Source organism: Sphingobacterium cavernae (genome assembly GCF_008520265.1).
Taxonomy (GTDB): domain Bacteria; phylum Bacteroidota; class Bacteroidia; order Sphingobacteriales; family Sphingobacteriaceae; genus Sphingobacterium; species Sphingobacterium cavernae.
In genome coordinates, this window is sequence record NZ_VIQM01000016.1 from 18,265 (window position 1) to 31,158 (window position 12,894).

Annotated in this window: 9 protein-coding genes; 8 read left to right on the plus strand and 1 reads right to left on the minus strand. The window is 37.2% G+C overall.

Annotated elements, in window-relative coordinates; translation table 11 throughout:
• Positions 1-78 precede the first annotated feature (78 nt).
• The 8 genes from FLS47_RS01800 (at position 79) to FLS47_RS01835 (ending at position 11,183) form a co-directional block, all read left to right on the plus strand.
• Positions 79-693 (plus strand): RNA polymerase sigma factor, encoded by a 615-nt coding sequence (locus tag FLS47_RS01800; protein ID WP_188347333.1) that lies wholly within the window; start codon positions 79-81, stop codon positions 691-693.
• A 48-nt stretch (positions 694-741) separates the two neighbouring features.
• Positions 742-1,911, plus strand: coding sequence for a FecR family protein (locus FLS47_RS01805; protein ID WP_149912687.1), 1,170 nt, complete (start codon positions 742-744; stop codon positions 1,909-1,911).
• Positions 1,912-2,062: 151 nt separating this feature from the next.
• On the plus strand, positions 2,063-5,434 hold the full coding sequence (locus FLS47_RS01810) for a SusC/RagA family TonB-linked outer membrane protein (protein ID WP_223225089.1): 3,372 nt from the start codon (positions 2,063-2,065) through the stop codon (positions 5,432-5,434).
• 19 nt (positions 5,435-5,453) lie between these two features.
• A complete protein-coding gene (locus FLS47_RS01815) occupies positions 5,454-6,953 on the plus strand; it encodes a RagB/SusD family nutrient uptake outer membrane protein (protein WP_223225090.1) in 1,500 nt (499 codons plus the stop codon).
• Positions 6,954-6,956: 3 nt separating this feature from the next.
• The gene (locus FLS47_RS01820) at positions 6,957-7,778 is read left to right on the plus strand and encodes a DUF4843 domain-containing protein (protein WP_149912689.1); all 822 of its coding nucleotides are present in this window, start codon (positions 6,957-6,959) and stop codon (positions 7,776-7,778) included.
• On the plus strand, positions 7,778-9,223 hold the full coding sequence (locus FLS47_RS01825; protein ID WP_149912690.1) for a PKD-like family lipoprotein: 1,446 nt from the start codon (positions 7,778-7,780) through the stop codon (positions 9,221-9,223). The genes FLS47_RS01820 and FLS47_RS01825 overlap by 1 nt, the downstream gene beginning before the upstream one ends.
• Before the next feature lie 23 nt (positions 9,224-9,246).
• Positions 9,247-10,383 carry a TlpA disulfide reductase family protein gene (locus tag FLS47_RS01830; protein ID WP_149912691.1) on the plus strand — a complete coding sequence of 379 codons (1,137 nt, stop codon included), beginning with the start codon at positions 9,247-9,249 and terminating at the stop codon, positions 10,381-10,383.
• 131 nt (positions 10,384-10,514) lie between these two features.
• The gene (locus tag FLS47_RS01835) at positions 10,515-11,183 is read left to right on the plus strand and encodes a hypothetical protein (protein ID WP_149912692.1); all 669 of its coding nucleotides are present in this window, start codon (positions 10,515-10,517) and stop codon (positions 11,181-11,183) included.
• A 31-nt stretch (positions 11,184-11,214) separates the two neighbouring features.
• On the opposite strand, the gene FLS47_RS01840 is transcribed toward FLS47_RS01835, so the two are convergent.
• Positions 11,215-12,732 carry a GH3 family domain-containing protein gene (locus FLS47_RS01840; protein ID WP_149912693.1) on the minus strand — a complete coding sequence of 506 codons (1,518 nt, stop codon included), beginning with the start codon at positions 12,730-12,732 and terminating at the stop codon, positions 11,215-11,217.
• Between the last annotated feature and the right edge of the window lie 162 nt (positions 12,733-12,894).

Consider the following 12,894-nt stretch of genomic DNA (forward strand, 5'->3'; position numbering starts at 1 on the left):
TTTACCGAGTCATGCAATGAAAGGTTGTTATAGCTAAAACTGCATGATCCAAATCTAACCTATTCTGTCTTAGAAAAAGTGAATACCGATAGTCCAAATATTTATGAAGAAGTTGATCTTTTGCTCGAACATTTAGCAAATGGCAATCAGACTGCTTTTGAATATATTTTCAACACCTATTATCCCCGTATTTGCCTGTATGCTGCTCCCTTTGCTACCGAAGATAAACAAGCAGAAGACATTGCCAAAGAAGCTTTTATACGCATTTGGAACAGCGACAAAAGATTTAAATCCATAGAGCATCTTAAAAACACGCTCTACCTGAGCACCAAACAAATAGGCATTAATCACCAAGTCGCGCATCAGCGCACGCTGCAACGTGAAGAAAAGTATTACAGCATACAGAAGCCCTATGAGGACCATCATCTGCAACATATGATTCAGTCGGAGGTAATGGGCGAACTGTATGAAGCGATAAATAAACTACCGGAGCAAGCAAAGGCTGTCATCGTCTCTACCTACTTGGAAGGCAAATCAAATCAAGAAGTAGCAGAGGAAATGAACATCTCTTTGCAGACTGTAAAGAATTATAAAATGCGCGCGCTAAAGCAATTACGGCAGCATTTAGCACCGGACACTTTTCAGCTATTGCTATCCGCATATTTTATTTTCGAAAAAATCACATCGGACTAGGTACTATTTCGTATTGGCGCGGTAATATACTACAAACAACTACCGCGTATGTACCTAAATGAAGATCCATTACGTATCAGTATACTCATCCAGAAAAAAATCAACAACAGTCTATCTGCTGCTGAAGAACAGGAGTTAGTAGAGTGGCTGGATGAGAAACCTGAACATGCAGCGCTATATGCCCGTTGTTTGGATAAGTCTGTGCAACAAGAATCTTATCGCTACTTTACTCATGTAGATACAAAAAGTGCTTGGAAAGACATTCTTCCTGCTATTGAAGCTAAAGAAACTAAAAGTAAGGCTATTCTTACGCGCAACTTGATACGCTATGTAGCTGCAGCTTGTGTGCTCATTATTGGGCTTTTTGTAGCACTACCCTACTTAACTAAAAATAGCATTACGGAAGAAACAGATCTAGCAACTGTGGATTATTCCCCTGCAGAGAATAAAGCCATATTAAAATTATCTGACGGTACGACATTAACATTAGACACGCAGCACGAAGAGGTAGCTATTGCTGGAAACAGTATCAAATACAGCGATGGCAAAGAGCTTGTTAATACGGATGACATCTCTTCCGCTGTTATATCTACACCTAGAGGTGGTTATTACCGCGTTGTACTACCTGATGGTACCAAAGTACAATTAAATGCAGGTAGCTCCCTGACCTATCCTCTTACATTTACGGGTAATACGCGCGAGGTATGGGCGACAGGTGAACTTTATTTTGAGGTTACACCTGATAAAGCGAAGCCTTTTGTGGTACATACAGAAGAGCAGGTGTTAAAAGTATTAGGAACTAAATTTAATGTCAATTCGTATGCTGAAGCGAAGACAGTTAAAACTTCATTAATAGAAGGAAAAGTACAAATCACTTCTCCAACACTAAAACCAATAGTACTTACCCCTGGACAACAGAGTATTGTGAAGCCTAATCGTATCCAAGTGAAAAACATAGACCCCGAGCAAGCAACAGCTTGGATTCATGGAAAGTTTAATTTTGATGGTAAACGTTTACGTGAAGTGATGCACGAACTAACGCTGTGGTATGACATTGATGTAGACATCGATGCAGATGTGCCAGAGGTCGAATTTTTTGGAGGTATCTATCGAGACAACAACCTATCGACTATACTATCGCTATTGGAACAAAACGAAATTGCCTATAAACTAACTAACGATAAAAAATTACTAATCACCAAAGTCAAACCGAAATAATATGAAGCAACAAATAAGAAAAGAATAATCTAAAAAATGGAAAAACAGAGAAGTGCTGCAACACCTCCCTGTTTAAAAGTTAGTTCAGTAAGTTATTGAGCTATCTACATGTGTAAGTAACAGAACTCAAAACTAAACCTTAACAAATTTAATGAATTTAAATTACTTATTACGAGTGATCAAATTAACCGCATTTCTGTATTTTATCGCATTCCTTCAGCTTAGTTATGCATCCTACTCCCAAACTATTACCTATACCTCTAATAGGGAGTCCTTGGAAAATATACTACAAGTCATCAAGAGACAGACACAATATGAAGTTCTGGGAACGAAGGCTATGCTGGAAGGAAGTAAAACTGTATCCATAGCGGCAAGAAATATGCCTTTGGATGCCTTTTTAAAACAAATATTTGATAAGCAACCTGTAGGTTACAAAATCGTTGATCGCACCATCGTATTGACCAAAAACAAAAATAGCTCCCCTATATCTATCTCCCTTCCCAAAGAAGAAGAAATCCAACAGGGAATTACAATCACGGTGACAGATCAAAAAAAAGCGCCTATCGCAGGTGCCACTGTGTCATCCACGCAAGCTGACTTGGGTAAGACTGACAATAAAGGGGTATTCAAATTAAACGAACGCCCACAAGATGGAATTGTCATCATCAAGATGCTTGGTTTCGAGAGTTTAAGTTATAAACTAAATGATAATCAGCAAACATTGCAGATTGCATTACAAGAAGATTTAAGTGAAGTGAGTGAGGTTATCATTACTGGCTACCAAACGATTAACAAAAACTCCTTTACAGGAACTGCAATCACAAAATCCGGGGAAGAGCTTAGACAAGTAAATCCACAAAACGTCTTGCAGGCCATGCAAGTATTTGATCCTTCATTCAAATTATTGGACAACAATCTTTTGGGATCGAATCCCAATGCAATGCCTAACATCACGGTACGTGGTACCTCTGCACTTCCTACGGGCAACAATGAAATCTTGCGTCGTGATAATATAATTACCAACACGAATATGCCGGCTTTTATTTTAGATGGCTATGAAGTTGGGGTAAGCAAAGTACTCGACTTGGATATGACGCGTATTGAGTCCGTAACGATTCTAAAAGATGCAGCTGCTACAGCAATCTATGGTTCAAGAGCAGCAAATGGCGTAGTAGTGATTACAACAAAGGTTCCACAAGAAGGAAAATTACGCGTAAGCTATTCGCACGAGACCAATGTGAATGCGCCGGATTTATCAGACTACAATTTGTTAAATGCAAGTGACAAATTGGAATACGAAAGATTAGCTGGACTATACAGTAACGTTAATCAAAACATCGCTCAGATCGAATTGGATAAAGTCTACAACAATAAGTTAGCGAATGTGGTTGGAGGTATCAATACGGATTGGATCGCTCAACCTGTACGTACTGCAGTAGGACAAAAGCATGCGCTATACCTTGAAGGTGGCGCATCGACATTCAGGTATGGTATTGATTTACGCTACCAGACACGTCCTGGCGTAATGAAAGGTTCTGCAAGAAATCAGTATTCGGGCGGTGTAAACTTAAGTTATAATCTGAATAATAAGATCAAGTTTCAAAATGAACTCACGATAGCAGCAGTACAAGGCATAGAGTCACCATATGGCAATTTTGCCAATTACGCACGTATGAATCCATACTACCGAATGACTGATGATAATGGAAATATACTGCAACAGGTGGACGAGTGGAACCGCTATTACAGCAATGGCTCTTCCTACGGTGAAAATGTTCTAAACCCTTTATACAATGCAACGCTAAGTAATTTTGATCAATCTAAATACACAGAGGTGATGAATAATTTGGCGGTAGACTACGAAATCACACAAGGTCTTCGTCTACGTGGTCAGTTAAGTTTATTAAAGCGTATGAGTCTTTACGACAGCTTCCTTTCGCCTAAATCAAACGAATTCTTTCACTACCCTACTAGCCAAACAGATCAAAAAGGAAGTTATACAAGTGGCAATAACGATGAAATCTACTGGGATGGAAACATCAGACTGAACTGGGTGAAAAACATCGGACAAAACAATATTAACATTGTAGCTGGATCAAATATCCGCAGTGATTTTTCGGATTACCGTTCATTCACAGCACATGGATTCGCTAACGATAGATTCACAAGTATTGGATTTAGTAAAGGATACCTTGAAAATGCAAAGCCCTACAGTAGTCTTAATCAATCTCGTCTACTAGGTGCATTCTTGAGCGCAAACTATTCCTTTGCAAACACGTATTTATTTGATGCAACAGTTCGCGCCGATGGTTCGTCAAAGTTTGGCTCGAACAATAGAGTTGCGCCATTCTGGTCAACAGGTATAGGTTGGAATGTTCACAATGAATCGTGGTTTGATGTGGCTTCGATATCTCAATTACGCTTTCGTGCGACTACTGGTGTGACAGGAGCTGTTCAGTTTTCACCTTATATGTCCCGTACGACTTACGCCTACCAACAAGACAATTGGTACTCTTCAGGTATTGGTGCTATTGTGAATAATTATGGTAATGACAACCTTAGCTGGCAAAAAACAAGAACTACGGATTTGGGTATCGATTTAGCCTTATTCAATGACAGAATTACTATTTCACCTCGCTATTACTACAAGCTTACCAAGGATATCTTAGCGGATATAAACATTGCACCATCTACAGGCTTCGTATCCTACAAAGAAAACTTAGGTGATATGCAGAATAAAGGCTATGAATTAAACTTTAATGCATTCGCGCTTAAAAAACAAGATTGGACATTAAGTTTTATGGCCAACTTTGTACGCAATGAAAATAAGATTGTAAAAATATCTAATGCACTGAAAAGTTATAATGACCGCGTTGATGATGCCCAAGGAGACAATTCATTGATGGGTGTTCCCCTATTACGTTATAACGAAGGTCAATCTATAGATGCAATTTATGCTGTACCGTCATTGGGTATAGATCCTGAAAATGGTAAAGAAATCTTCTTAACAAAAAACGGGACACTTTCCTACGATTGGGATGCTAAAGATATCACTGTAGTAGCAGTAGCTACTCCAAAGGCAGAAGGCTTCTTCGGAGCTACATTGCGCTACAAGCAGTTTACAGCAGTGACATACCTTCAATTACGTGTAGGTGGTAAATCTTATAACCAAACAATAGTGGATCGTGTGGAAAATGCTGACCCACGCTACAATGTTGACGATAGAGTATTGGCAGAAAAATGGAAGCAACCTGGAGATCATACATTCTACAAAAGTATCAGTGACCTCGGACAGACACGTGTATCTTCGCGCTTCATCATGGATGATAATTTACTCAATCTGCAGTCTCTGTTTATATCTTATGAAGCGAATCCAGAGTTTGCACAGAAACTAAGGTTATCAAACTTAAGAATCAGTGCGACAACGAATGATTTAATGCGATGGTCTTCTATTCAACAAGAACGCGGAATAAGTTATCCATTTGCTCGTAGCGTTAGCTTCGCATTACAAGCCGCTTTTTAACCACTTAAATTGTATGAAAATGAGAAAATCACTACCAATATATATTCTGCTCACGCTTTTACTAAGCACATCATGTGCAAAATGGTTAGATATACAACCCGAAACAGAAATCGACAAATCGGCACTATTCACAACAGAAGATGGGTTTAAAGAAGCCCTGTTGGGTGTTTATATCCGAGGGAGTAAAACCGATCTCTATGGCAAAGAATTGACTGTAGGTACGCCAGAAGTCCTAGCACAAAACTATACCATCTCTTCATTTGATCCGTATCGCTACAAAGCGACAGCAGAATTCAAATACGATGATCAATATTTCGTGGGCAGAAAAGATAACATTTGGAAAGGCTTATACCACGGTATTGTCAATGCCAATTTGATATTAGAGAACATAGATCAAAAACGTAACCTATTTAGAGGAGACAATTACAACCTTATCAAAGGTGAGGCCTATGCATTACGTGCGTATATGCATTTTGATTTGTTACGTCTGTTTGCACCTAGCTTCAAGCAAAGCGCTACTGCGGAAGCTATTCCTTACGTAACTTCATACTCGAATCTATCTACTCAGTTCGCTACTGTAACAACGGTTATTGATTCGGTAGTAAATGACTTAGAGAAAGCTAAGGTATTACTAGAGAAAGACCCAATAATATCAAAGCTTTACGTTATCGGGTATCCCAATGAAACCGATACATTGGCCAATTCAGAAATGACCAATCCGGATTTGTTCCTACAAAATCGTAGGCACCGCATGAATTATTATGCCGTATGTGCATCTTTGGCTCGCGTATATTTGTATAAAGGAGATTATACCAAGGCGCTTTTAAATGCGAAAATCATCATTGATAGCAAGAAATTTCCGTGGACAAATGCCACCGACTTTATTGCTGTTGAAGAAAAAAATAAGGATAAAATTCAATACAAAGAACTTCTATTTGGCTGGTATATTCCGACATTGAATGACGACCTTAACACCTATTGGTTTTCCAATGGAACAAGTGGAATGCACCTGGATCAGAATGATACACGCACAATCTATGAAATTTCTACTGTTGGTGCTACAGATATGCGTTATACGCAGTGGTTTTTGACAGTAAGTAGTGGAACCGACTATGTATCTGAAGTGGTTAAATACCGTAGAAATTCTCTTTCGGATGGTGCTGCTGCAAACTTACATTTCTTGATGGCCCCAGCTATCAAATTGAGTGAGGTGTATTTGATAGCGGCAGAAAGCAGTTTTGATACTAACCCTACCCAAGCGCGTCAATATTTGGATGAACTGCGTATCAATCGCGGAATTGAACAACCTACGACCATTACAACAAAGGATGCCTTTATTACTGAAATTTTGAAAGAAATTCGAAAAGACAATTACGGTGAAGGTCAACTTTTCTATGCTTATAAAAGATTGCATCGTGCAATAAATGGTCTAAAAGGAACTTTAATACAGCCAGACAACAAATTCTTTGTATTACCGCTGCCTGATGACGAGATCATATATGGTAACCAAAAAAAATAGAGTATGAAAATTGAAACTATAACTACCTACATATTGATAAGTATAGCTTTAAGCATACTTACTTTTTCCGCTTGCAAACAAGCCGAACCTTTACTATACGACCGTGATGCGAATATTTATTTTGATTTGCCTTCGGCACAGAAAGACAGTATAGTCTACACATTCGCATATAATATGAATAAGGCTTCTGATACGATTTACATACCAGTAAGCCTATCTGGAATTCGTGAACCAAAAGAGCGATTTTATTCGGCATATGTGGAGCAAGACTCCTCTACAGCTGTGGAAGATGTGCATTTTGAAAAGCTAGCTCTACAGTACAAATTAGATGTTGGAGCGGGTAAAACATTCTTACCCTTGGTGATTTACAATGTCCCTGATTTGGAAGAAAATTCCGTTTCGTTAATCATCAAATTAAAGGAATCAGCTGATTTTAATATTGAGAATCCTAAAATCATTAAAGCTAAAGTTGTTTTTTCAGCCCGCTTGGAACAACCTATTTGGTGGAGCATGTGGCTGCAAGAATATTCCAGAACTAAACATCAATTATTTATAATTGCTACTGATCAAACAACCTTGACCACAGAAGGTCTTGACGCACCGAAGAACCTATATTTTGCCGACATGTTACGTGCGATGCTGAACAATCCTTTTCAATGGGTGGATAGAAATCCGCAAAAAGGATATGAATTATCTACAAAAGATAATGGTGCTACCTATGACTTTTACCATAAGGATAACCCAAGTCGTACGATTACCTTGAAGAAAAATGTTGGATCTGGACAATATCAATTTATTGACGAATTAGGAAGGGAGGTTAGATAATGATAATACATGTAAACTATAAACTAAAACTAATTGCTGCGGTATGTTTGAGCGTATTTATCACACTCACGGCATGCTATAAAGACAAAGGTAATTACGAATACGATATGCCTGTTATTCCCAAAGTAGAGGGACTCGACACCTTGTATTATGCAAATGTAGGTGACAGCCTTATTATTAGTCCTATTTATAAAGATATAGCGCCTGAAGACATTGAAGCAAATTGGGAAATAGCGGTACCTGAAGCGGTAAACTACGATCAATACAAGTATACGGGAAATTCACTGCGCACGATTTTTGGCTTGCAAGCTAAACTATACAATGCGCGACTTACACTAACCAATAAATCAAATGGAATTAAATATTTCTACGACTTCAAAATTCAAGGGAATACCGAATTTTCTAAAGGAACTTTGGTTTTGAGTTTAGAAAATGGAAAGTCTCAACTTTCTTTTATCAAACCAAATGGAGACGTCCAGGCGCGCATTTACGAGTCCATTAACCTAAAGCCACTTCCTGATAATCCTTTGTCAATTCATTACATGACAAATAAATTTACAGGTAATACCCCATTAGGCTATTGGATCATAAGCAAAAATGGAGGCGTACGATTGAATGTGAATAACCTTGTACAAGAAGAATTAAAGCCTGGAACGTTGGAAGATAACTTCTTCCTGGCTCCTAGTCCATTAGAAGTAGGTAGTTTGCAAATGACACCCAACGGCGTACTTATGGGTGTGATAAATGGCAAATTCTATGGAGGTACCACCAATACATGGGATCAAGCTAATACCTACGGTATGTTTGGCTCCTATGCGGATGGCGACTATGAACTTCACAACAATTTTATTTTGACGAATGTGAATGACAACCTCAGTATGATTGCTTTTGAGAAGAACAAAAAGCAGTTTCTTCGATTAAACAATTATGGCTCGCCGATGTATTTTGGAACACAATATTCGGTAATGGTAACTGATATTTTTGATCCAATGAATCTAGGCCTAGAATTATTGCATATGGTTCAAATTAATAATACGGACACCTATGCCTATGCAAAAAACCAAGCAGGTGTGGTATATGAATTGAAGTTTAATGTGAATTTTAATGGACCCTTTACATTTACACCGGTCCATAAGAAGACGTTTTCCAATCAGCAGATCATTACCCCTAACAGTAAAATCGTAGCCACACGTATTGGATATATTTTTATTGCCAGCGGTAATAAAGTATTTCGCTACACACCGCTTAACGGTAATATACTTGAGATAGAAACTAAATTTCAAGACAACGTAACGATGCTTAAGTTATCGGATGATGAACAAACATTAATTGTGGGATCAGGCTCTACACTATTTTACACAAACATTTCGACAAGAAATAATGGAATACTCCTGAAAAAAATTGAAGGTATTCCAGGTACAGCAGTTGATATAACTTGGCGATAAACACTATTTAAAAAATACATATTATGAAATCATTATATACATTACTTGCAGCACTTTTGGTTAGTAATCTGTCGCTGGCACAAGACAACAATTTCCAAATCGACGGAAAAGCACCTAAAAGTTTGGATGGTAAAAAAATATACTTAGACTATGTCAACAACGGCTATTCTGTTGCGGACTCTGCCATAATCAAAAATGGTAAATTCGCTTTCAAGGGTCAAGTAGAAGAACCTAATTATGCCCGTATGATACTAGACAAGGAAGGTCTTGGCAAAATGAAAACGCAATACAACGGTGATCGTCTTTACTTTTATATCGGAAATGAAAAGTATAAATTTTCGGTAGCTGATTCGATAAAAACTGCAGCAATTACAGGATCTCCACTACATCAAGCATTTCAGGAATACTTGGATTTTATTGGCGGCGATTTTATGAATATTATTGATAAAGCAAATGCTACGTTTAATGCTGTACCACAAGATGCAGCCGATAAAAATGAACAGTATGCAGCCATCAAATCAAAATTTGATAAAATATTTGATGATAGAACAGATAAACAATTGGAGTTTGCGAAGATTAATACCGATTCATTTTTTGCTGCAGAAGCATTAACAGAAGTAGCAAATAAAAAAGGTACTCAAGCTATAGAGCCTACTTTCCTTGAACTGAATCGTGCAGTCAGAACTTCTATAAAAGGAAAAGAATTAGAATCACGCATCCTAGCAGAAAAAAATATTGTTGTGGGTAGTATGGCCCCAAATTTTTCGCAGCCAGACAAAGATGGAAAAATGATTCAGTTGGCAGACTTCAAAGGTAAATTTGTGCTCCTTGACTTTTGGGCGAGCTGGTGTGCGCCTTGTAGAGCTGAAAACCCCAATTTAAAGAAGGCTTATATTAATTTTAAACCAAAAGGATTAGAGGTTTTTGCCGTATCAATAGATGAAAACAACGGTCGAGAAGCTTGGCTAAAAGCTATTAAAGATGATGATTTGCCGTGGGTACATGCTGCAGACTTAAAGGGTTGGCGAAATGAGGCTGCGGTATTATATGGAGTTCGAGGCGTACCACAAAATTACTTAATAGACCCATCTGGTAAGATCGTTGCTATAAATCTAAAAGAAGAAAATCTGCATAAAGTATTAGCAGAACTCGTCAAATAATAGTGTCCAAAAACATATTCATTGGTTGAAATGTTAACCAGGTTACAGGCTAAGTCCAGTAATCTGGTTTTTTTTTAGAGAACTTTTTAAGGCAAAGGTTGTTCGACATTAATAAACAGAAAGGATTGAGAATGGGAATAAATGGAAATACAAATAATACTTTAAACTCAACAAAAAAAAACCTATCAAGAAATAAGCGAATTCCAAAAATTCTTGAAAATCAAATTCTAAAGGCTTTATCTTATTATCCAGAGTTAAAGCGTACCAATATACGATTTGTTTTTACCCGAAAATTGAAGTCATCTATTATGGCAGCTAGGCCTGTTGTTCATACCTTACTTGGCCCCAGGGGTAAAAGAGCATATGAAATCCTGATTAAACCCGTATTTAAATTGACGCATACCATACAACCAATTCACCGTATATCCGATGAAGTCTTGATTGGATGGATAGGCCATGAGCTAGGACATATTATGGATTATGAACAGCGTTCTACATTCAGTGTAGCAAAATTTGGTTTATTATATTTGATTTCTAGACCTTATATCCGTAAAGCTGAACGTGTGGCTGATACTTTTGCTGTTAATCGAGGAATGGGATCCTATATTCTGGCAACAAAAGATTATATTTTGAGCAACAGTGAATTACCTCAGAAATACAAAGATAAAATAGCAAAGTTATATTTATCACCCGATGATATTGTAGAATTGGTAGCTAAGATGGAAAAGAAAAAATCAAATGCAAATCGAGAAGAGCTAATAAAAGAAGAAACCGATATTGTGAAAGAAATTAAATCATAAAATTTCTTATACAATATCAGTTTACTACTAATTATAAAGTCTTAATATAATTTTCAAATTCCTGGAAATCTTCTTCTTTCATGACACGAGGAATTTTTGTTTGTCCTCCCAACTTTTTAAATTTCTCACTCCAAGCGTAGAAATGCGTGACTGGTATTACATTTACCTGAATTTCATCTAACGCTTGATTTCTTGCTACTTTGTAATTTTTATTGGAATCTTTCAATTCTTGATCTAAAGTTTCTTTAATTTCCGAAGACACTAAGATCTTATCTGCTCCCAAATACCAACGATTAATGTTTTTATCGCCATCTTTTATCGAAGCAACCGTAAATTCACTAATGTGAAGATTAAATTTTTCTTCCAATTTCTGAATGGCATTATTCATTTGATGAACTGAAAGCTGTTCACCTACTACATTTAAAAAATGCTTGGTGCGTCCACTGATAATAATTTCAGCACGTTCTTTGTCTCTAAACATTACTGTATCACCAATCATATATCGCCAAGCCCCCGATACAGTAGAGATTAAAAGCACGTATTCCACATCTTCTTCTACTTGATCTATGGTCAGCACTTGCGCGGATGATTTAACAGAGCCGTCTTCATCCATATTTTCGTCAACAAATGGTACAAATTCGAAAAAAACACCATTATTAACTATAAGTGCCATTCCGTTAGTATCTGGCCTTTTTTGAGTTGCTAGGTATCCTTCAGATGCCAGATAAGTATCAATATAAATCATGGGATGCGCGAATAGTTTTTCAAAACTTTTGCGATAAGGACCAAATGCTACGCCCCCGGTCGTATAGACACGCAAATTCGGCCAAATGTCATGAATTGTTTCAACCTTATTGTAACTAATAATTTCCTTCAATAAAATTTCAGACCACGATGGAATACCTGTCATACTGCCAATATCCCAATTTTTAGCTGCTCTAATTATTTTACCAAGACGTTCATCCCATTCCTTACTAGCTGCAATGTGACGCCCAGGCTTATAAAATTTTCGAAACCATAAAGGAATATTGGCAGCTGATATACCACTAATTTCACCCTCTAAAAATCCATTGTTATGCTTCAATTGTGTACTACTACCAAGCATCATAATATCCTTTTCGAAGAAATCAGCGGGTAAATCAAAGTTTTTAAGACTAAGAATTTGCTGAATGCCTGATTTTTTAATTGCATCAATCATGTCATCGGTAACGGGAATAGCCTTACTATTACTAGTTGTGCCACTACTCAAAGCAAAATACCTCTGCCCTCCTGGCCAAGTAATATTTTCATGACCCTGATGAAGATAATGCCACCACTGCTCATGAATTTTGTCGTAATCATAAATGGGAACTTCTGATTGAAAGGCTTTGATTGGGTCTGTTTCCAAAAGAATATTTGAAAAATTGTATTTTCTTCCAAATGCTGTTTCTTTTGCTCTGTTGAGCAAAGAAAGCAAAACTTCTTGTTGCGCTTTTATTGGATTAGGATCTGAACTAATTATACCAGAAACGCCAATTGCTCGTTTTATAATCTCACCAATTATTGCCATAATATAGAATTTTACTATAGAACAATCAAATTTTATGGCGGTTGAGCTCTGTAAGTATAATAGTAATTACTAATAAAATAATAGCACACTAATCATTATTATTCTTCCCAACAAAATATACTTACTGGAAATATAAAGAACCATATAAAAACTTCGTATACC

Excerpts from the sequence above, each read along its gene's own strand:
- FLS47_RS01805 (WP_149912687.1), top strand. The coding sequence starts at position 742 with ATGTACCTAAATGAAGATCCATTACGTATCAGTATACTCATCCAGAAA.
- FLS47_RS01810 (WP_223225089.1), top strand. The coding sequence starts at position 2,063 with ATGAATTTAAATTACTTATTACGAGTGATCAAATTAACCGCATTTCTG.
- FLS47_RS01815 (WP_223225090.1), top strand. The coding sequence starts at position 5,454 with ATGAGAAAATCACTACCAATATATATTCTGCTCACGCTTTTACTAAGC.
- FLS47_RS01820 (WP_149912689.1), top strand. The coding sequence starts at position 6,957 with ATGAAAATTGAAACTATAACTACCTACATATTGATAAGTATAGCTTTA.
- FLS47_RS01825 (WP_149912690.1), top strand. The coding sequence starts at position 7,778 with ATGATAATACATGTAAACTATAAACTAAAACTAATTGCTGCGGTATGT.
- FLS47_RS01830 (WP_149912691.1), top strand. The coding sequence starts at position 9,247 with ATGAAATCATTATATACATTACTTGCAGCACTTTTGGTTAGTAATCTG.
- FLS47_RS01835 (WP_149912692.1), top strand. The coding sequence starts at position 10,515 with ATGGGAATAAATGGAAATACAAATAATACTTTAAACTCAACAAAAAAA.
- FLS47_RS01840 (WP_149912693.1), bottom strand. The coding sequence starts at position 12,732 with ATGGCAATAATTGGTGAGATTATAAAACGAGCAATTGGCGTTTCTGGT.